Annotated in this window: 17 protein-coding genes; 9 read left to right on the forward strand and 8 right to left on the reverse strand. The window is 60.1% G+C overall.

Annotated features, from left to right (window positions below):
* Positions 1 to 12 precede the first annotated feature (12 nt).
* A complete protein-coding gene (locus ACIOYV_RS16145; protein ID WP_401325027.1) occupies positions 13 to 834 on the reverse strand; it encodes an aldo/keto reductase in 822 nt (273 codons plus the stop codon).
* Positions 835 to 1,184: 350 nt separating this feature from the next.
* The gene (locus ACIOYV_RS16150; protein WP_401325030.1) at positions 1,185 to 2,333 is read right to left on the reverse strand and encodes an aldose epimerase family protein; all 1,149 of its coding nucleotides are present in this window, start codon (positions 2,331 to 2,333) and stop codon (positions 1,185 to 1,187) included.
* A gap of 236 nt (positions 2,334 to 2,569) precedes the next feature.
* Here ACIOYV_RS16150 and ACIOYV_RS16155 point away from each other — a divergent pair, with 236 nt between their 5' ends.
* The 4 genes from ACIOYV_RS16155 to ACIOYV_RS16170 all read left to right on the forward strand — a co-directional run bounded on the left by ACIOYV_RS16155 (position 2,570) and on the right by ACIOYV_RS16170 (position 7,509).
* Positions 2,570 to 3,307 carry a hypothetical protein gene (locus ACIOYV_RS16155; protein ID WP_054617284.1) on the forward strand — a complete coding sequence of 246 codons (738 nt, stop codon included), beginning with the start codon at positions 2,570 to 2,572 and terminating at the stop codon, positions 3,305 to 3,307.
* A gap of 214 nt (positions 3,308 to 3,521) precedes the next feature.
* Positions 3,522 to 4,307 carry a sulfite exporter TauE/SafE family protein gene (locus tag ACIOYV_RS16160; protein WP_054053906.1) on the forward strand — a complete coding sequence of 262 codons (786 nt, stop codon included), beginning with the start codon at positions 3,522 to 3,524 and terminating at the stop codon, positions 4,305 to 4,307.
* A 377-nt stretch (positions 4,308 to 4,684) separates the two neighbouring features.
* Positions 4,685 to 5,284: a biliverdin-producing heme oxygenase gene (locus ACIOYV_RS16165; RefSeq protein WP_401325033.1), complete on the forward strand. Its 600-nt coding sequence runs from the start codon at positions 4,685 to 4,687 to the stop codon at positions 5,282 to 5,284.
* Positions 5,281 to 7,509 carry an ATP-binding protein gene (locus ACIOYV_RS16170; protein WP_401325036.1) on the forward strand — a complete coding sequence of 743 codons (2,229 nt, stop codon included), beginning with the start codon at positions 5,281 to 5,283 and terminating at the stop codon, positions 7,507 to 7,509. The genes ACIOYV_RS16165 and ACIOYV_RS16170 overlap by 4 nt, the downstream gene beginning before the upstream one ends.
* On the opposite strand, the gene ACIOYV_RS16175 is transcribed toward ACIOYV_RS16170, so the two are convergent.
* Positions 7,506 to 7,874, reverse strand: a complete 369-nt coding sequence (locus tag ACIOYV_RS16175) for a VOC family protein (protein ID WP_054617282.1) — start codon at positions 7,872 to 7,874, stop codon at positions 7,506 to 7,508. The two genes, ACIOYV_RS16170 and ACIOYV_RS16175, sit on opposite strands and share 4 nt — an antisense overlap.
* A 320-nt stretch (positions 7,875 to 8,194) precedes the next feature.
* Here ACIOYV_RS16175 and ACIOYV_RS16180 point away from each other — a divergent pair, with 320 nt between their 5' ends.
* Positions 8,195 to 8,764 carry a DUF4174 domain-containing protein gene (locus ACIOYV_RS16180; RefSeq protein ID WP_401325038.1) on the forward strand — a complete coding sequence of 190 codons (570 nt, stop codon included), beginning with the start codon at positions 8,195 to 8,197 and terminating at the stop codon, positions 8,762 to 8,764.
* Positions 8,765 to 8,901: 137 nt separating this feature from the next.
* Here the strand turns inward: ACIOYV_RS16180 and ACIOYV_RS16185 are convergent, their stop codons facing one another.
* Positions 8,902 to 9,696, reverse strand: coding sequence for an SDR family NAD(P)-dependent oxidoreductase (locus ACIOYV_RS16185; protein ID WP_054617281.1), 795 nt, complete (start codon positions 9,694 to 9,696; stop codon positions 8,902 to 8,904).
* A 198-nt stretch (positions 9,697 to 9,894) separates the two neighbouring features.
* Between ACIOYV_RS16185 and ACIOYV_RS16190 the strand changes: the two genes are divergently transcribed.
* Positions 9,895 to 11,025 (forward strand): MFS transporter, encoded by a 1,131-nt coding sequence (locus ACIOYV_RS16190; RefSeq protein ID WP_401325042.1) that lies wholly within the window; start codon positions 9,895 to 9,897, stop codon positions 11,023 to 11,025.
* A gap of 113 nt (positions 11,026 to 11,138) precedes the next feature.
* Here the strand turns inward: ACIOYV_RS16190 and ampC are convergent, their stop codons facing one another.
* Positions 11,139 to 12,290, reverse strand: coding sequence for a class C beta-lactamase (gene ampC / locus ACIOYV_RS16195; RefSeq protein WP_401325227.1), 1,152 nt, complete (start codon positions 12,288 to 12,290; stop codon positions 11,139 to 11,141).
* A gap of 154 nt (positions 12,291 to 12,444) precedes the next feature.
* Between ampC and ACIOYV_RS16200 the strand changes: the two genes are divergently transcribed.
* A complete protein-coding gene (locus ACIOYV_RS16200) occupies positions 12,445 to 13,320 on the forward strand; it encodes a LysR family transcriptional regulator (RefSeq protein ID WP_401325044.1) in 876 nt (291 codons plus the stop codon).
* Between the two features lie 120 nt (positions 13,321 to 13,440).
* Here ACIOYV_RS16200 and gudD read toward each other — a convergent pair whose 3' ends face one another.
* Both gudD and ACIOYV_RS16210 read right to left on the reverse strand, forming a co-directional pair.
* Entirely contained in the window at positions 13,441 to 14,784 is a 1,344-nt protein-coding gene (gudD, locus tag ACIOYV_RS16205) for a glucarate dehydratase (RefSeq protein WP_401325047.1), read from the reverse strand.
* Positions 14,785 to 14,808: 24 nt separating this feature from the next.
* The gene (locus ACIOYV_RS16210) at positions 14,809 to 16,155 is read right to left on the reverse strand and encodes an MFS transporter (protein ID WP_401325050.1); all 1,347 of its coding nucleotides are present in this window, start codon (positions 16,153 to 16,155) and stop codon (positions 14,809 to 14,811) included.
* A gap of 272 nt (positions 16,156 to 16,427) precedes the next feature.
* Between ACIOYV_RS16210 and ACIOYV_RS16215 the strand changes: the two genes are divergently transcribed.
* Positions 16,428 to 17,141: a FadR/GntR family transcriptional regulator gene (locus tag ACIOYV_RS16215; protein ID WP_401325053.1), complete on the forward strand. Its 714-nt coding sequence runs from the start codon at positions 16,428 to 16,430 to the stop codon at positions 17,139 to 17,141.
* Positions 17,142 to 17,233: 92 nt separating this feature from the next.
* Positions 17,234 to 17,464: a hypothetical protein gene (locus tag ACIOYV_RS16220; protein WP_401325056.1), complete on the forward strand. Its 231-nt coding sequence runs from the start codon at positions 17,234 to 17,236 to the stop codon at positions 17,462 to 17,464.
* A 185-nt stretch (positions 17,465 to 17,649) separates the two neighbouring features.
* Here the strand turns inward: ACIOYV_RS16220 and ACIOYV_RS16225 are convergent, their stop codons facing one another.
* The gene (locus ACIOYV_RS16225) at positions 17,650 to 18,567 is read right to left on the reverse strand and encodes a DMT family transporter (protein WP_401325059.1); all 918 of its coding nucleotides are present in this window, start codon (positions 18,565 to 18,567) and stop codon (positions 17,650 to 17,652) included.
* Positions 18,568 to 18,632: the final 65 nt, after the last annotated feature.

The following is an 18,632-nucleotide window of genomic DNA, read 5'->3' on the forward strand; positions in this document are numbered from 1 at the left end:
AGTCGCGATGGCTCAGACCATGGCCAATCGCTGCTTACGTTGTGGCGCGCGAAACGCTTGGTCCAGCGCCTCCAGATCCGTAGCTTCCAGCTGCAATTGCGCGGCTTGCGCATTGAGCGTCACGTGCTCGGGTCGGACCGCTTTAGGGATGGCGATGACACTGTCCTGACGCAGTATCCATGCCAGTGCTACCTGAGCCGGTGTCGCCTCGTGACGGGCGGCCACCTGCTTGAGCGTCGAGTTGACCAGCATATGCCCACCTTGACCGATGGGACAGTAGGCCATGACCGGCATTTGCTGTTGCTGGCACCAGGGCAGCAGGTCGAATTCGATGCCGCGTTCTTCCAGGTTATACAGCACCTGATTGGTGGCGCAGGCCGGTGTGGCCAGCTCTTGCAGGTCATCGACGTCGAAATTGGACACGCCCCAGCGGCCGATCTTGCCCTCTTCGCGCAGGCGTTCGAAGGCTTCGACGGTTTCTTCCAGGGGATATTGGCCACGCCAGTGCAGCAGGTACAAATCGATGTAATCGGTGTTCAAGCGCCGCAGGCTGCGCTCGCAGGCCTGGGGGATGCCTTTGCGGCTGGCGTTGTGCGGGTAGACCTTGCTGACCAGGAAGACCTGATCGCGCAGACCGGCGATGGCTTCACCCACCACCTCTTCGGCACCGCCCTCGGCGTACATTTCGGCGCTGTCGATCAGGGTCATGCCCAATTCGATGCCCTGACGCAGGGCCGCGACTTCATTACGGTGCGCCGAGCGATCCTCACCCATGCGCCAAGTGCCCTGGCCGATGATCGGTACCTGAACGCCAGCCAGTTCAAGGGTCCGCATAAAACCTCCTTTCTTCAACGCGATCGATACTACTGTGGGCAGCAGAATAGCGTTTGGGTTCCCTAGTGGGAGCGAGCCAGAAATTTGGATACGACGCGATCCCTTGTGGGAGCGAGCTTGCTCGCGATGGCGGCCTTCCAGTCAGGAGAGATGGCGACTGGCACACCGCCTTCGCGAGCAGGCTCGCTCCCACAGTGGTGTTGTGGTGAGCCGGGAGTTTGTATACGACGCGATCCCTTGTAGGAGCGAAGCTTGCTCGCGAAAGCGGTGGGTCAGCCACTACAGATGGCGACTGAACCACCGCCTTCGCGAGCAAGCCCGCTCCCACAGGGTTTTGCATTTACCGGGGGTTACTTGGTGGAGAACTTGAACACGGTGTGTTGGGTGTACGTCTTGCCCGGATCAAGGCGCGTTGAAGGGAAGTTCGGCTGGTTCGGCGAGTCCGGGTAATGCTGGGTTTCCAGGGTAAACGCGCCCCAGTGCGAGTAAACCTTGCCGCCCTTGCCCTTGACCGTGCCGTCGAGGAAGTTGCTGGTATAGAACTGCACGCCCGGCTCGCTGGTGTAGAGCTGCAAGCGACGGCCGGTCTGTGGATCGCTGACATCGGCGGCGAGTTTGCTCACGTCACCCTTGGCGTCCAATGCCCAGTTGAAGTCGAAACCACCCTGTTTCGGCTCGGCGAATTTCAGCTGTGGGTGGTCGGCCTTGATGCTTTTCCCGATGGCGGTGGGTTGGGTGAAGTCCATCGGCGTGCCGGCCACCGGTGCCAGTTCACCGGTGGGGATCAGCGTGCCATCGATTGGCGTGTAGTGGCTGGCGTGCAAAGTGGCGAGCTGTTTCAACACGTCGCCATTACCCGCGCCGGCCAGGTTGAAATAACTGTGGTTGGTCAAGTTCAGCACCGTCGGTTTGTCGGTGCTGGCCTTGTACTCGATGCGCAGTTCGTTGTTCTCGGTGAGGCTATAAGTCACCTCGGTTTTCATGTTGCCGGGGAAACCCATCTCACCGTCCTTCGACAGGTAGGTCAGGGTCACGCCCACCGAGTCTTTGCCTTTGCTCGGTTCGGCTTTCCACACGTGCTTGTCGAAACCCTGGGCGCCGCCGTGCAGCGAATTGGGGCCGTCGTTTTTTGGCACTTGATAGCGTTTGCCATCCAGTTCAAACGCACCACCGGCCAGGCGATTGCCGAAGCGGCCGATGGTCGCGCCGAAGTACGCAGTGCCGGCCTGATAACCCTGGACGTCGTCGAAACCGAGGACGATGTCGTCGACCTTGCCGTTCTTGTCCGGCACTTTCAGTGATTGCAAAGTGGCGCCGTAGGTAATGACCGTGGCTTGCAGGCCATGGCTGTTACGCAGGATGTATTGCTCGACGGGCGTGCCGTCATTGGTCTTGCCGAAGGCTTTGTGTTCGCTGGACAGACCAGCGGCGTGGGCGGGAAGGGTGGCGATCATCAAGGACAGTCCAAGGCCGGAGAGCAGGTAGCGGGATTGAAGCATGGTTGATCTTCCTTTTTGTTGTTTTGATCAGTAGTCATACTAAATATCGACTGGAAGGAAATTTATAGCTGATTAATCGATTAATTCCACAATAAAGTCCGACTAAATGCTTGCGGCAGAAAAACCGGTGATCGGTCCAGCGCTCTCGGCACTGCACTTTTTCGGATTAACCGGCTCTATCCATGGCCAGGCTGCGGCGACTCCCGCCGCACAGGAATGTGTCAGCCCGAGAACCCATGGCTCGAGTGTTACCCCGCCTCCAAACCCGAATTCGCCTGCTGTTATGCCTGTCTCTGCTCTTCGCCAGCGGTTGCAGCCAACAGCAGGGCAGCGACGTCATCAGCCAGTTTCGCGAAGGCAAACCCCAGGAATTCCTCCAGACCAGCGTTGATCGCATGGCTACGTTGTCGATGCACGACAACTTGGAAAGCCTCTACCTGCTGATGAGCAAGCTCTACCTGCGCAACCCCCAGGAGCTGAAGAAATCCGGCTTCCTCGACGCCCGCACCGCCGAAAAGCAAGTACGCGAGGCCATCGAAATGCAACAACCGCTGCCAACCCTGGGTGGCAAGAAAGACCTGGCGGCGTTGAGCTATGCCATGAGTCCGGAGTTTCTGGGGGATCGGGTCGGCGCCTTCATCTATGCCATCGGCAGCATGTTGGTCACCGCCCACGGCAATCGGCTGGAGTTCTACATGACCGATGCGATCAACCCGGTGTTCGTCAGCAACGCCGCGCGCAACATCGAAAAAGCCACGTGGATCCTCAGCCAGCGGCAAAACAAGAACGGTGAGCCGTTGCTGTTTTCCAATGAGATTTCGGAGGAGGGCAGCAACCTGAGTTTCGCGGTGGAGTTTGGCAAGATCGTCGCGCGCCTGGATTTGCTGACGCAGATGCTGGATGAGCGGTATCGGCGGATCGGTTTGAATTATGCGCAGAGCCTGTTGTTCCTGAATTTCCTGCCCGTCCAGTAACCCCGATTTCCCCTGTAGGAGCGAAGCTTGCTCGCGAAGACGGTGTGTCAGGCAACAGAGATGTTGGATGTGCCGGCCTCTTCGCGAGCAAGCTTCGCTCCTACAGGTGTCTGGATTCTGGGGAATAACGATAGACCGTATCGATATAAGTGGTTATAAGAAAAATCGCTATGCTGCGGGCCAGTTTTTTCATGCGTTTTTTGTGGGCGTGTTAATGGATTTCGGTAATTTCGGATTAGTCGTTGCAGGCTTGGTGGTGGGCTTTATCGTCGGGATGACCGGCGTGGGCGGCGGATCGCTGATGACGCCGATCCTGTTGTGGTTCGGGGTCAACCCGGCGACTGCAGTGGGCACGGACCTGCTGTATGCGGCCATTACCAAATCCAGCGGCGTGCTGGTGCATCGCAAGAACAAGAACATCGATTGGGCGATCACCGGTTGGCTGACCCTCGGCAGCGTGCCGGCCGTGGCCATGACGCTGTGGTTCCTGAGCAGCCTGCACACCGCGCCCGAGGCGATGAACGCCATCATCAAGCAGGCCCTGGGCTTCGTGCTGTTTGCCACTGCCCTGGCGATTTTCTTCAAGAAGCGCCTGCTCGACTTCGCGCACAAACGCGCCGGCGGCAACTACAACCCCAGCGGCACGCGTTTGAACGTAATGACGGTCATTACCGGCCTGGTGCTTGGCACCATGGTCGCGCTGACTTCCATCGGTGCCGGCGCGCTGGGCACCGTTGCACTGTTTATCCTCTATCCGCTGCTGCCAACCCGCCGCCTCGTTGGTACGGAAATCGCCCACGCCGTGCCGCTGACCCTGGTCGCCGGCCTTGGCCATGCGAGCATGGGCAACATGGATTGGCATGTGCTGGGTTTCCTGCTGATCGGTTCGCTGCCGGGGATCTGGCTGGGCAGCCACCTGACCGGGCGCATCTCCGACGAACTGCTGCGCCCGTGCCTGGCGACGATGCTGGTGTTGATCGGTTACAAACTCGCATTTTAGACGCGGACTCTCTGTAGCAGCTGTCGAGCACCGCGAGGCAGCGTTCGGCGGCGAAGCCGTCGCAAATGCTATGCACACTGTTTGCCTGATACACCGCGGCGCATGGTTTGACGACGGCTTCGCCGCCGAACGCTGCCTCGCGGTGCTCGACAGCTGCTACGGGGGAGCCAAATCGCTGTCACCCCGGACCCTCCCCGCAAACAAACCACTTCTAGCCCTCTATAGATGCTACGGTGAACAGCCACCCTTTCATTCCTTCGTGAATGACCTGTCGGCATTCCCTGATGATCGACAAGCAAGAGGTGACATGTGCACGGGTCAATCGACGTGGCTGAGCGTCAAATTCACACAGCCGGGTATTGCCACGACGCCTTGTCGTGACCGTCCCGCCCAAGAGCCTGCCGCTGATTCTCAGTGAGCTGCGCATCGCGACCACCCAGCAACATCAACTGCTGGAAAAACGCATTCCTTTTTTTACCTCCGACCAAGCGCTCTACACCCGCTTGATCGAAGCGTATTACGGCTTTTATCGGCCACTGGAAGCAATGTTGTTCCAGATGGCAATGACCATTCCTGACCTGGATTGGCTGATTCGCAGCAAAACCCCGTCCCTGGAAGCCGACCTGTACGCGTTGGGCCTGGATGCGGAAGCCATCAAGGCGATTCCTCTGTGTCGTTTCTCCCTGCAAATCCGCTCTGCGGCGGATGTGCTGGGTGTGTTGTACGTGCTTGAGGGCGCGACATTGGGCGGGCAATCCATGCGCAACGGCTTGTACGCGCGCCTGGGTATCGATGAACACCAGGGTGGTCGCTTTTTCGCGGTCTACGGCACCTCGACCCTGGTCATGTGGCGAGGTTTTCTGGCGTGCCTGTATGAGGTGCGCGAACCGGCCGAACGGGCGCAATCGGTGGTGGCCGCCGAGGCAACCTTCAATGCCTTCGAGAACTGGCTTGAACGCTGCGGGGTGTTGCAATGAACCGTCTGGGCGCCGAGCAACTCGCCGCCGCGCTCGCCCAGTGTGCCAATGAGCCGATCCGCATTCCGGGTTCGATCCGGCCCCATGGCGTTTTGCTGGCCCTGAGCGAGCCGGGGTTGATCATCGGCCAGATCAGCAGCAACTGCGCGGCGATGTTCGGGCACTCGGTCGAAGCCTTGTTGCAGCAACCGTTGGCGACGCTGACGGGCGCGACGGCGGTGGAGCAAGTCCGTGAGGCGCTGCTGCCGGCGGAACTGGAAGACGCCAATCCGCTGGTGCTGGAGATTGGCGGCCAACGCTTCAATGGCTCGCTCAGCCGTCATGACGCCGTGATCATTCTAGAGCTGGAACCGTGGCGGGAAGCCGCCCAGGACAACACTGTCATCCTGCTGCGCGCTTTGCGCCGGATGCAGGCGGCCGCCACATTGCAGGAGCTGTACACCGTCAGTGTCGAAGAAATCCGCCACCTGACCGGCTTCGATCGCGTGATGATTTACCGCTTCGAACCGGCCGGTCATGGCCAGGTGATCGGCGAAGCATTGGGCGGCCAGTTACCGGGTTATCTCGGCCAGTGTTTTCCCGCCTCGGACATTCCGCCCCAGGCCCGGGAGTTGTATCGCCTGAACTGGATCCGGGTGATTCCCGATGCACGCTATGTGCCGGTGCCGATCCTGCCGGTGCTGCGTCCCGACACCGGACAGTCGCTGGACCTGGGCTTCTCGATGTTGCGCAGCGTGTCGCCGGTGCACTGCCAGTACCTCGACAACATGGGCGTGCGCGCTTCCATGAGCCTGTCGTTGCTGGAACAGGATCGGCTCTGGGGCCTGATCACTTGCGCGCATCACGAGCCGTTGTTGGTCAGCCACCCGGTGCGCACCATGTGCGCCGCGATTGCCCAGTTGCTCAGCGTGCAGATCACCGCCCTGCAAACCCGCGACCTGCAGACTGAACGCGAGCAGAAGTCGCTGCTGATCAATCAACTGACCACGGCGATGCGCGAGGCCAGGCACGATGTGCTGGACGGTCTGGCCAATCATCCGCAACAACTGTTGAGCCTGACCGGGGCCAGCGGTGTGGCGCTGTTGATCGAGGATCGCTTGCAGTTGATCGGCCAATGCCCGACGGAGGAACAAGTGCGCGCGTTGTACCTGTGGGTACGTGAGCAATGCCTGGACAGTGGCGAGTTGCTGATGACCGATCATCTGCAAAGCCTGCATGGCGTCAGCGCCACTTACAGCGATGTCGCCAGCGGTCTGCTGGCGTTCGTACTGCCCAAACCGGTGGACAACGCGGTGATCTGGTTTGGCGCGCAACTGCGTTCGAGCATGAAGTGGAGCGGCAATCCCGACGAGCATTTCGTCGCCGGTACTGACGCCAGCCAACGCTTGCAACCGCGCAAGTCTTTTGAGGTGTGGGAGCAACAAGTGGAGGGCAGGGCGCGACCGTGGAGTGCCGCCGATGCCTACGCCGCGCTGCAGTTGCGTCGCGGTGCCATCGAAGACGACCTGGCTCGTCAGGTGCGCCGCGAACATGAAGCGGTGCGGGTGCGCGATGAGCTGGTGGCGGTGGTGTCCCATGATCTGCGCAACCCGATGACGATCATCATCATGCAATGCGGAATGATGCAGCGCCTGGTGTCCCGGGACGAAGGCAAGCACACGTTACGCATGAGTGCCGCGCTGGGCACCATGGAAGAAGCCACCGATCGCATGAACGCATTGATCGCCGATTTGCTCGACAAGTCGAAACTGGACGCCGGGCAATATCCATTGGATTGCAAGCCGCTGGATGTGGTCGAGTTGCTTGAACAAGCCTGCGGGTTGCTGGTGACCCTGACCTCGCACAAGGGTATCGAGCTCAACTGCACCAGCGCCGCCGGCATGAGCATCGACGCCGACCCGCAGCGGCTGTTCCAGGTGTTGTCGAACCTGCTGGGCAACGCCATCAAATTCACCCCGGCCGGCGGGCGCATCGACCTTAATGCCTGGCAGGCGGACGACAAGGTGATGATTTCGGTAAGCGACAATGGCGGCGGTATCCACGCCGTGCAGTTGCCGCATATCTTCGAGCGCTACTGGTCGGTGCGCGAAGGCAACCCTAACGGCAGCGGCCTGGGGTTGTACATCTGCCGCAGCATCGTCCAGGCCCATGGCGGCGAGTTGTGGGCGGAAAGCGAACCGGGTGTCGGCAGCGTGTTTACATTTTCTCTGCCGGCAATCGCTTAGGGCCGGGTCATGATCTCCAGCAGATGCCCGTCCGGGTCATCGAAATACACGCGCCGCCCACCGCCATAGGCGTTTATCTCATTCGGCCGCTGCTTGCCCGGGTCGGCCCACCACGGTTGCTTGCGCGCTTGCAGGCGAGCGAAGGCCTGGTCGAAATCGTCGTCACCGATCAGGAACGCATAGTGTTGGGAGGCGATCGGCGGGTCGTTGTCGTAGAAGTCCAGCGACACGTCGTTGTCGAGCTTGACGATCAGCATCGGCCCGAACGGCTCGGGACTCGGCAGGCCGAGGATCTCGGCGAGATAATGGGCCGAGACCTGCTTGTCGCGGCACCAGACGATGGTGTGGTTCAACTGAGCGCTCATTGAGAGGTCCTCATGGCGGATCAGTTATTGAGACTAGCTCAACCTGTGTTCCCCAATCCCCTGTGGGAGCGAGCCTGCTCGCGAAAGCGCTGGGTCAGTCAACATCATCGTTGAATGAGATGGACTCTTCGCGAGCAGGCTCGCTCCCACAGAGGGTGTGTATTCCACCTGAAAGAGTGCACACAATCCCTCATCATCTGTTGCGCAATGCCGCCCCTGACCTAAGCTTTGGCCTAAGCGAAACATATTCGTGGATCGTCACCCGGAACGATCGACGCGATGCGCAATCATTAGAGCGTGGATATCAAAAGGAGATGCGCATGCTCATCAGGTCTTTGACCCTGACAACCTTGCTGGCGCTTGCCGGCCCCTTGCTCGCCGCTGACGGCGATTCACCTCTGGATATCGACAAGGGCAGGGCCCGACCGTTGATCGTGATCACGTCCAGTACCATCGACCCGGTGTGGCTGGGTCTGAAAAAGTCGTTCGACGATCCTGCCAACAAGCAGGGCGTCGCCCAGCGCAATATCAAGGTCTACAGCGTGCTGAACATGTCCGGCCAACTCGACGGCAAGGACATGGGCCAGCAAGACACCATGGCCCTGATCCGTTCGCTGAAACTCGGCGCCGGTGCGTTGCCTAAAGTCATCTTGCTGGGCAAGGACGGCGAGAAGAAACTCGAAAGTTCGGGGGATGAATCGAAGGCGGTCGATCTGAAGAAAATCTTCGACACCATTGACGCCTTGCCGCCGGAAGAGAAGGAAATCGCAGCGCCAACTCCGCCACCAGCGGCTGCGGAACCGGCAGCAGCACCTGCAAAAGGCGCCAAGGGTACAAAACCAGGTAAACCGGCCAAACCTTCCAAACCACCTGAAATGCCGGATGACTAAACAATCAAATCCCTGAACACGCATTCCCTGTAGGAGCAAAGCTTGCTCGCGAAAGCGGCGGTACATTCAATATTGATGTCGACTGACACACCGTCTTCGCGAGCAAGCCCGCTCCCACAGGTTTTGTAGTGGGCAGGTCAGGCGATGGTGTCCACAACGCCGCCGTCTACCCGCAGCGCCGCGCCGGTGGTGGCCGATGCCTGGGGCGATACCACATACACCACCAGATTCGCCACTTCCTCCATGCTCGCCGCCCGCTGGATGATCGACGTCGGGCGGTTGGCCATGACAAAGTCCGCCGCGACTTTCTCGATCGGTTCGCCAGACTTTTGCTGCTCATCCTTGAGCATGTCTTGCAGCCCTTCGGACAACGTCGGCCCCGGCAGCACCGCATTTACCGTGACCCCGGTGCCGGCCATGCGCTTGGCCAGGCCACGGGAAATCGACAGGTTGGAGGTCTTGGTAAAACCGTAATGAATCATGTCCGCCGGGATGTTCAGCGCCGACTCGGACGAGATGAACACCACCCGACCCCAGCCGTTTTTGGCCATGCCTTCAAGGTAGGCACGGGACAGCCGCACGCCGGACATGACGTTCACTTCGAAGAACTTTTCCCACACCTCGTCTTCAGTTTCGAAGAAATCCTGCGGGCCGTAGATCCCGACGTTATTCACCAGGATGTCGACCTGGGGCAGGGCCGCGACCATCGCTTTACAGCCTTGTGCGGTGCCGGCATCGGCGGCGATCCCGCGCACATTGGCGGAGGGCAGCAAGTGTTTGAGCTGGGTGACGGCGGCGTCTACCGCATCTTGCTTGCGGCCATTGAGCACCACCTCGGCGCCGGACAGGGCCAGGCCTTTGGCGATGGCGAAACCGATGCCTTGGGTCGAGCCGGTGACGAGGGCGGTCTTGCCGGATAGATCGATGTTCATAGGGGATCACTCTCTTGAAGGGGGAGGTAAGAGGGATGACTGCGCGGGTCTTAGCCTAGTTCAAGACATCGCTCATTTTGTGTCTTGCACTCTTGTGATGAGAGAGTTCATTCGCCACAGATGATTAAAGCGATTGTCAGCGCCTTCGCTTCACGCCAGTCTGGTGGCCGCTGATTGTTACCAAGGCCTTTCACTCCCATGACAGAAAAAACCGCCGACAGACACTCCACCCGAGCCGCCGCTGTATTGGCCCTGTGTTTACCTGGCGACGTGTTGTTGTACTTGCTCTTGCCAATGCAGCCGCAGGCGTTTGGTATCAGTCTGGCCGAGGCGGGGATTTTGCTGGCGGCGAATCGGCTGGTGCGGATTTTCGGTTATCGCTATGTCATGGAGTTTTACACCCGTAGGGGCGATCGCCCGGCATTGCTGCTGGCCACCGGGACTGCGGCTTTGTGTGCATTGGGCTACGCGACGTTGTCGGGGTTTTGGTGGTTGTTGGTGTTGCGCCTCGGCTGGGGTTTGTCCTATGCGGCGCTGAATTTGTCCACGCAGGTGATGGCGACCGCCGAGCCCGCGGGTGCTGCGCGACGCACTGGGCGTTCGCGGGCGTTGATTGCTGCGGGGCCGATGCTGGCGCTGCCGCTGGGGGCGCTGTTGAGTGTGGCGTATGGGCCGCGGGTGATTTTCTTCCTGATGTTCGCGACGTCATTGATCGCGATGTGGTTGGCGCTGGGCATGCCATCAGCAGCACACCCGATGTCGGCGTCGACTCGGCGTTTCAAGCGGCCGGACAGTGTGGCGATGTGGTCGTTTATCGAAGGGCTGACCCTCGACGGACTGTTCATCATCGGGCTCTCGCTATTGGCGGATCATCTTCTGGAGGGCAACGCGGTGGTGGTCGCCGGGACGCTGCTGGCGTTGCGTTACGTCTCTGAACTGTTGCTCAGCCCGCTGGGCGGTATCGCGGCGCAGCGTTGGGGCGCGACACGAATGTTGATTGTGTTTTCGCTGCTGACGTCGATGGCGCTGATCGGGTTTGGCTTCCATTGGCTGATCGTCGGCGGGGCGTTGGTGCTGATTCTGCGGGCGTTGCAATTGCCGTTGGTGGTGACGGTCATTGCACAACGTCATCCGGACAGCGGACGTGTCCGGGCGCTGGCGGGGAATGCGGTCTGGCGTGATATCGGCGCGGGTTTGGGGCCATTGCTGGCGGGGTTTTTGCTGCCGGTGGCGCCTTCGGAGTGGGTGTATACGGGGGCGGCGTTGTGCCTGGCGGTAAGTGCGCTGGCGTGTCTGGAGCGGAAGAAGCCTGAGGTGCAAACACCATAACCCTGTGGGAGCGAGCTTGCTCGCGATGGCGTCCTTATCGTCGACATTGATGTCGTCGGATATACCGCTATCGCGAGCAAGCTCGCTCCCACAGGGGGTTATGGTGTGGCGGGTTACTTGGCCAACGCACTCAATATCTGATGCGCCGCTTTGATCCGCTCCGGGATCGGGTAGTTTTTGTTGGCCAGGATCACGATGCCGATGTCCTTGGTGGGCACGAACGCAACGTAAGCACCGAAACCACCGGTAGAGCCGGTTTTGTTGATCAGCACACTTTCCGGCTCAGGCTGCGGCGGGGTCAGCCATTGGACTTTGTGCGCCTCCATGGCCATCGGCGTCGAATTGCCGCCCAGTAATTTGTCGAGGCTGACCGGGTAGCTGTAGCGTTCCCAGCCCAGGCCTTGGGTCATGTCGCCGACCGTGTAGTAACCGGTGTGAGTCGTCGCGATGGCCTGCTGCAAAGGTTTTTCCAGTGACGCCGGTTTCAGGTTCGCCTGAACATAACGAATCATGTCCGCCGTACTGGTTTTCACGCCGTAGGCCTCGGAGTCCAGCGCTCCCGGATCGACCCGCACAGGCTTGTCATTCTTGTCGTAGCCTTGGGCGTAAACGCTCATCTGATCCGGCGGCACCCGAAGGAAGGTGTGTGTCAGACCGAGTTTGGGCAGCAAGGTATTTGTCATCGCCTCATCAAACGGCACGCCCAGTTTATGCGCGGCCAGATAACCGAATAATCCGATGCTCGGGTTCGAATATTGTCGATGCGTACCCGCCGCATACACCGGTTTCCATTGCTTGAAATAGCCGAGCATCTTGTCCGCGTGATCCGCTTCATCAGGGAACTGCAGCGGCAACCCGCCCGCCGTGTAGGTGCCCAGTTGCAACACGCTGACGTTATCGAATGCACTGCCGCGCAAGTCAGGCAAGACCTGGCTGGCCTTGTCGCTCAAGGACAGTTTGCCGGTCGCGATGGCATAGGCGCCGAGGGTCGCGGTGAAGGTTTTACTGACCGAGCCGATTTCGAACAGGGTGTTTTCCGTCACTGCCTGGGCGCTTTCCCTGGAGGCCACGCCGTAGTTAAAGTAATGCAGCTTGCCATTGACGGTGACGGCCACGGCCATCCCGGGAACGCCCTGGGTTTGCAGGATGGGTTTGATAGCGGCGTCGACTGCGCTCTGAATCTGTTGGTCGGTCTGAGCCTGGGCCAGGCACGGGCCGGCACCGAGCAATGCAACGCAAGCGCCTAAAACAGTCAGTCTGGCCATGTTGGTTTTGTTAGTCATTGTTTCTATTCCCTGCGAATGGAGGGCGCTACCCGGTAGACCGCCCGCTGAACGGCGAGGCAAATTTAGGCAGTCTGTCGTTGATCGACAACCGATGATATTTCGCACGAGCCATTAGAAAATTTTGGGAGTGGGCATGATCCGGCCGCAATTACCGCTGAACGCACTGCGCGCCTTTGAAGCGTCGGCGCGGCATTTGAGCTTCACCCGGGCGGCGGTGGAGCTGTGCGTCACGCAAGCGGCGGTCAGCCATCAGGTCAAAGGCCTTGAGGCTCAGCTTAACGTAACCCTGTTCAAACGCTTGCCCCGCGGCTTGATGCTGACCAGTGAGGGCGAAACCCTGTTGCCGGTCCTGCGCGAAGCTTTCGACCGAATCGCCGAAACCTTGGAGCGACTCGAAGGCGGGCTTTATCGCGAAGTACTGGCGGTGGGCGCCGTCGGGACATTCGCGGTGGGATGGCTGTTGCCGCGTCTGGCGGACTTCCAGACGAAATATCCGTTCATAGATTTGCGCCTGTCGACCAACAACAATCGGGTGGACGTGGCCGCTGAAGGGCTGGATTACGCGATTCGTTTTGGCGCCGGGGCGTGGCACGGGATTGAAGCGGTAAGGCTGATCGAGGCGCCGCTGTCGGTGCTGTGCGTGCCCGAGATTGCCCGGCAACTGCGCGAACCGGCCGATGTGCTGGGGCAAACCCTGCTGCGTTCCTACCGCTCGGATGAATGGCCGGACTGGTTTCAGGCATCAGGTCTTTCGACCCACGTCGCGCCGCCGCAAAGCATCGTCTTCGACTCGTCGCTGGCGATGATGGAAGCGGCGATGCAAGGCACCGGCGTGGCGTTGGCACCGCCGCTGATGTTTGCGCGGCAACTGGCGGCGGGTGCGATCGAGCAGCCGTTCCCCATTCACATCACCACGGGGAGTTACTGGTTGACGCGGTTGCAGTCGCGACCGGAAACGGCGGCGATGGCGGCGTTCAAGGCGTGGCTGCTGCAGATAATTCACGGTTAACACATAACCTGTGGGAGCGAGCTTGCTCGCGATGAGGTCGGCACATCCAATATTGATGTCGACGGATACACCGCTATCGCGAGCAAGCTCGCTCCCACAGGGGATTGTGGTGAGCCGAAGTCAGCGCACCAGACACGGCCGTTTGTTATCGAATTTCCACCCCGGAATCAGAAACTGCATCGCCACGCTGTCATCCCGCGCGCCCAGCCCCATGCCTTTGTACAACTCATGAGCCTTGGCCAACTGATCCATATCCAGCTCAACCCCCAGCCCCGGTTTCTTCGGCACCTGCACGCAACCGCCGACAATTTGTAGCGGCGCCTTGGTCAGGCGCTGGCCGTCCTGCCAGATCCAGTGCGTGTCGATGGCGGTGATTTCACCCGGCGCCGCCGCTGCAACGTGGGTAAACATGGCCAGGGAAATGTCGAAGTGGTTATTGGAATGCGAGCCCCAGGTCAGGCCCCATTCGTGGCACATCTGCGCTACGCGCACCGAACCCTGCATGGTCCAGAAGTGCGGGTCGGCCAGTGGAATGTCGACCGATTGCAGCTGGATTGCGTGGCCCATTTCCCGCCAGTCGGTGGCGATCATGTTGGTCGCGGTTTTCAGCCCGGTGGCGCGGCGGAATTCAGCCATCACTTCACGGCCCGAATAACCGTTTTCCGCACCACACGGGTCTTCGGCGTAGGCCAGCACGCGGTGTTGATCGCGGCACAGGCGGATCGCTTCTTTGAGTGACCACGCGCCATTCGGGTCGAGGGTGATGCGCGCGTCGGGGAAGCGCTCGGCGAGGGCGGTGACCGCTTCGATTTCTTCGTCGCCGCTGAGCACGCCGCCCTTGAGTTTGAAGTCCTTGAAACCGTAGCGCGCGTGGGCGGCTTCAGCGAGGCGCACCACCGCATCGGCGGTCATGGCTTTTTCGTGACGGACGCGGAACCAGTCGTTGTCGGCGTCCGGTTCGCTGCGGTAGGCCAAGTCGGTTTCGTTGCGATCCCCGACATAAAACAGATAGCCGAGCATCTTCACTTCATCACGCTGCTGGCCTTCGCCAAGGAGCGCGGCGACCGGCACGTCCAGATGCTGGCCGAGCAAGTCGAGGAGGGCGGCTTCCAGACCAGTCACCGCGTGAATGGTGATGCGCAGGTCGAAGGTCTGCAAACCACGGCCGCCGGCATCGCGATCAGCGAAGGTCTGGCGCACCTGATTGAGAATCTTCTGGTAGGTGCCTATCGGGCTGCCGACCACCAGCGAGCGTGCATCTTCCAGAGTCTGGCGAATGCGCTCGCCACCCGGCACTTCGCCGACTCCGGTGTGCCCGGCGTTGTCGGTGAGGATGACGATATTGCGCGTGAAAAACGGCCCATGGGCGCCGCTCAGGTTGAGCAGCATGCCGTCATGGCCAGCCACCGGAACCACTTGCATGCTGGTGATGATCGGAGCTTTTGCAGTGTCGTGTGCGTTCATTGTCATGTCCTTCAAAGCAGAAATTCAGGCGTGGCTGGAAGCGGGTTTGCCGACGACAGCGGCGGGCGCAGTTTTCGGTGTGTTGCGGGCGGCGAACACAATGATCGCGGCGATGATCGAGGTCGCGGCCAAACCGTAGAGCCCGCCCTGGATCGAGCCGGTGTGTTCTTCCAGCAGGCCGAAGGTGGTCGGTGCGACGAAGCCGCCGAGGTTGCCCACCGAGTTGATCAACGCGATCACCCCCGCAGCGATCCGCGCATCCAGGTACGCCTGGGGAATTGGCCAGAACAGCGACGATGCGGATTTGAAGCCCAGCGCCGCAAAGCAGATCGCGACAAAGGCAAAGATCGGCCCGCCAGTCGTGGACATGAACATCCCGGCCGCCGCAATCAGCAGCGCAGCGGCGACCCAGGCTTGCTGGTGTTTCCATTTGGCCGAGAACGCGGCGAAGGCGTACATGCCGACAATCGACAGCAACCACGGGATCGAGTTGAACAAGCCGACCTGAATGTCGCTGAGGTCACCCATCTTCTTGATGATGCTCGGCAGCCAGAAGGTCGCGGCGTAAATGGTCAGTTGAATGAAGAAGTAGATCAGGCAGAACAGGATGATCTGGCGATCCTTGAGCAGCTTGCCCAGCGACGGTTTGATCGGCGTCGCGGCTTCGCGAGCGAGTTGTTCGTCATCGATGGCTTTGACCAGCGCGTCTTGCTCGGCGCGGCTCAGCCATTTGGCGTCGTGGGGTTTGGAGTCGAGCCAGAACCAGACAAACACGCACAATCCGACCGAGAACATCCCTTCAATAAAGTACATCCACTGCCAGCCGTGCAGGCCCAGACCGTTTATTTGCAGCAGCAAACCGGACAGTGGGCCGGAGATCAGCGATGCAACCGCCGAGCCGCTGAGGAAGATCGCAATCGCCTTGCCGCGCTCGACCCCGGGCAACCAGCGGGTGAAGTAGTAGATCACCCCGGGAAAGAACCCGGCTTCGGCCACGCCCAGTAGAAAACGCAGGATGTAGAAGTGGGTTTCGTTCTGGATAAACGCCATGCCGGCAGCGACCAGTCCCCAAGTCAGCATGATGCGGGTCAGCCAGATACGCGCGCCGACTTTTTGCAGGAGCATGTTGGAAGGCACTTCGAACAGGGCGTAACCGATGAAGAACAGGCCGGCACCGAGGCCGTAGGCGGCAGCGCCGATGCCCAAGTCCTGCTCCATGTGGGCGCGGACGAAGCCGATGTTCACGCGATCGATGTAGTTGACGATGAACATGATCACGAACAGCGGCAGGACATGACGTTTGACTTTCGAGATGGCGGACTTGAGGACCGAATCGGTGCCGTCGTTCATCCCGGATATGGATGTATTCACTTGCGTTTCTCCCACTGATTATTTTTATGCGGGGTGTGACTGGGTGTTGCGATGTTGATAGACATCATACAACTAGGTTTTTTCGTTTCGCAAGCGTATTTGTCCAACAAAATATGGATGTTTTGGTTGGTTGTTATTCTTTTTGAGGGTTTGTCTGGGCTTGATTTGAGTGTTTTTGGCGTTTTTGTTGAGTGTTGTCATACAAGTTGAGCGCTGTTTTATCGAGCGCTCAGTGCTACGATCCCGTTAGCCCTGCTTTTCGGATAACCACCATGCAAGAAGACCTCGACGCACCCGCGCGCAAGCGCAGCCATAACCTGGCCCATGACTTGGTGGCGAAGCTGACCCAGAGCATCCTGCTCGGCCAGATACTGCCGGGGGACAAGCTGCCGTCGGAAAACACCATCGTTCAGGAACACGGGGTCAGTCGCACGGTGGTACGCGAGGCGATCTCGAAGTTGCAGGCGTCGGGGTTGGTGGAAACCCGGCATGGCATCGGCACCTTTGTCATTGAGCGCGTGGCGGAGCAGGGACTGCGGCTGAACGTCGACACCGCGCTGGGAGTGCGCAGTATTCTGGAGTTGCGCATGGGCCTGGAAACTCAGGCGGCGGCATTGGCGGCGGTGCGCCGTACCGATCAGCAACTAGGGCAGATGCGTGAAGCGCTGGATGACTATCAGCGCCTGCTGGCCAACAACGACAGTTGTGTGGAGGCCGATAAACGCTTCCACCTGTTGATCGCCGAAGCCACCGGCAATGTGTGCTTCACCGAAATCATGCAGCACCTGGGCAGCGCGATGATCCCCCGGACCCGCGTGAATGCCGCCGAGCGCGGCGCCACGGATCTGAGCAAGCTTGGGCAATTGGCCAATCAGGAACACGAGGCGATCCTCAACGCCATCAAGCGCCAGGACGCGGATGCGGCGCGCGCGGCGATGTGGCTGCACCTGACTAACAGCCGCGACCGGTTTCTGGCTCAGGGCTGACAACCGTTGGTCTACTCGATAGCACGCCTTTCATGCGCCCGCTTCCAAACTGTACGGCCCAGATTTACTGGACCTCATCAGTGAGGTGCATCATGGCTAACGATTCAATGTTCCAGGGCGGAACACCCAACACCGACCCGACCAGACCCATGCCCGGCACAGACGAGCCAACGCTGGATCAGGATGCACCGTCCAGCGTAGACCCTTCCCGGGATCCGGCCTTGAGCGACGCTGATCGCCCTGACGACTGGAAAGACCCGACCGCCGACGAAGACGTGCCAACGGCGGATGAAGAGACGCCGCTGTCCGATGACAGGCGGTAAAACAAACCCGGCCATTGCGCCGGGTTTTTTGTGTTCGCCGATCCAGGTGGGAAAGATCAGTGTGGGAAATCCATGTGGGAGCGGGCTTGCTCGCGAAGGCGTCAGCGCATCCAGCATCTATTTGACTGACACACCGCTTTCGCGAGCAAGCCCGCTCCCACAGGGGATCTCCGGTGTTATCGCGATCAGTGTGGGAGTGAGCCTGCTCGCGAAAGCGTCAGCAGCCCCAGCACCCTACGCTCCAGATTCAACGCAAGCACACTGATCAATACCACCACCGCCCCAACGATCACCATCAACGCCGGCCGCTCGCCCAGCGCTATCGACGCAATCCCCATCGCCGTCGGCGGCACCAGATACAACGTCATCGCCGCCCGGCTCAAATCCACATGCGCCAGCACAAACGCCCAAGCCAGATAGGCGAGGGCACTCGGTAAAACCCCCAGCCCGATCACCGCCATCTGCACTGCAACCGGTGCCCGTACAATCTGATCCACCAACCCCGGCAGATACACCAGCAACAGCAGCGTCCCGGACCAGACCGTGTAGCAAGTCAGGGTCAAACCGTCATAACGCCCGGTGTGATGTTTCTGCAGGGCGAAGTAAAAACTCCAGGACACTGCCGCCCCCAGGATCAACAAGCCATGGGCATCAATACTGCCCAGCCCCTTGTCGCCAGCCACCACAATCACCACGCCGATCAAGCCCAGAAACACGCAACCCCAACGCCAGACGCTCACCCGATCCTTGAACACAAACCGCGCCAGCAATGTGCTGAACAACGGCGTCGATTGCGCCAGCACGCTGGACGCTCCGGCGCTGACCCCTTGCTGGCCGAAATTCAGCAGCACGTGGTGCAGGCTCACGGCAAAGAAACCGAGAGCGATCAGGAACGGCAAATCGCGCAGTTTCGGCAGGCTGATGCCTTTGAACACCGCGATCACCGCCATAAACGCCGACGCCACCAGAAACCGCAGCAACGCCAGATGGCCAGGGTCGTAGGCTTGCAAACCGATATGAATGCCAGTCGGTGAATAACCCCAGCACGCTACGACGAATGCCATGGCCAGGATGATCTTGAGGGTAGGGGACAGTGGCAGCATGGTCGGGCACCTGTGGGTTGATGCCACCAGTATCAGAAGCCTGATCGTTCGCCACAACTGACTTA

The sequence above is a fragment of the Pseudomonas sp. NPDC087342 genome (assembly GCF_044744265.1).
Lineage (GTDB): Bacteria > Pseudomonadota > Gammaproteobacteria > Pseudomonadales > Pseudomonadaceae > Aquipseudomonas > Aquipseudomonas nunensis.

Bases quoted from the DNA above. Each gene is read 5' to 3' on its own strand.
- ACIOYV_RS16185 (WP_054617281.1), bottom strand. From the start codon at position 9,696: ATGAACATCGATCTATCCGGCAAGACCGCCCTCGTCACCGGCTCGACC.
- ACIOYV_RS16200 (WP_401325044.1), top strand. From the start codon at position 12,445: ATGATCCGGCCGCAATTACCGCTGAACGCACTGCGCGCCTTTGAAGCG.
- ACIOYV_RS16160 (WP_054053906.1), top strand. From the start codon at position 3,522: ATGGATTTCGGTAATTTCGGATTAGTCGTTGCAGGCTTGGTGGTGGGC.
- ACIOYV_RS16215 (WP_401325053.1), top strand. From the start codon at position 16,428: ATGCAAGAAGACCTCGACGCACCCGCGCGCAAGCGCAGCCATAACCTG.
- ACIOYV_RS16145 (WP_401325027.1), bottom strand. From the start codon at position 834: ATGCGGACCCTTGAACTGGCTGGCGTTCAGGTACCGATCATCGGCCAG.
- ACIOYV_RS16155 (WP_054617284.1), top strand. From the start codon at position 2,570: ATGGCTCGAGTGTTACCCCGCCTCCAAACCCGAATTCGCCTGCTGTTA.
- ACIOYV_RS16190 (WP_401325042.1), top strand. From the start codon at position 9,895: ATGACAGAAAAAACCGCCGACAGACACTCCACCCGAGCCGCCGCTGTA.
- ACIOYV_RS16220 (WP_401325056.1), top strand. From the start codon at position 17,234: ATGGCTAACGATTCAATGTTCCAGGGCGGAACACCCAACACCGACCCG.
- ACIOYV_RS16180 (WP_401325038.1), top strand. From the start codon at position 8,195: ATGCTCATCAGGTCTTTGACCCTGACAACCTTGCTGGCGCTTGCCGGC.
- ACIOYV_RS16150 (WP_401325030.1), bottom strand. From the start codon at position 2,333: ATGCTTCAATCCCGCTACCTGCTCTCCGGCCTTGGACTGTCCTTGATG.
- ACIOYV_RS16225 (WP_401325059.1), bottom strand. From the start codon at position 18,567: ATGCTGCCACTGTCCCCTACCCTCAAGATCATCCTGGCCATGGCATTC.
- gudD (WP_401325047.1), bottom strand. From the start codon at position 14,784: ATGAACGCACACGACACTGCAAAAGCTCCGATCATCACCAGCATGCAA.
- ACIOYV_RS16170 (WP_401325036.1), top strand. From the start codon at position 5,281: ATGAACCGTCTGGGCGCCGAGCAACTCGCCGCCGCGCTCGCCCAGTGT.
- ampC (WP_401325227.1), bottom strand. From the start codon at position 12,290: ATGGCCAGACTGACTGTTTTAGGCGCTTGCGTTGCATTGCTCGGTGCC.
- ACIOYV_RS16175 (WP_054617282.1), bottom strand. From the start codon at position 7,874: ATGAGCGCTCAGTTGAACCACACCATCGTCTGGTGCCGCGACAAGCAG.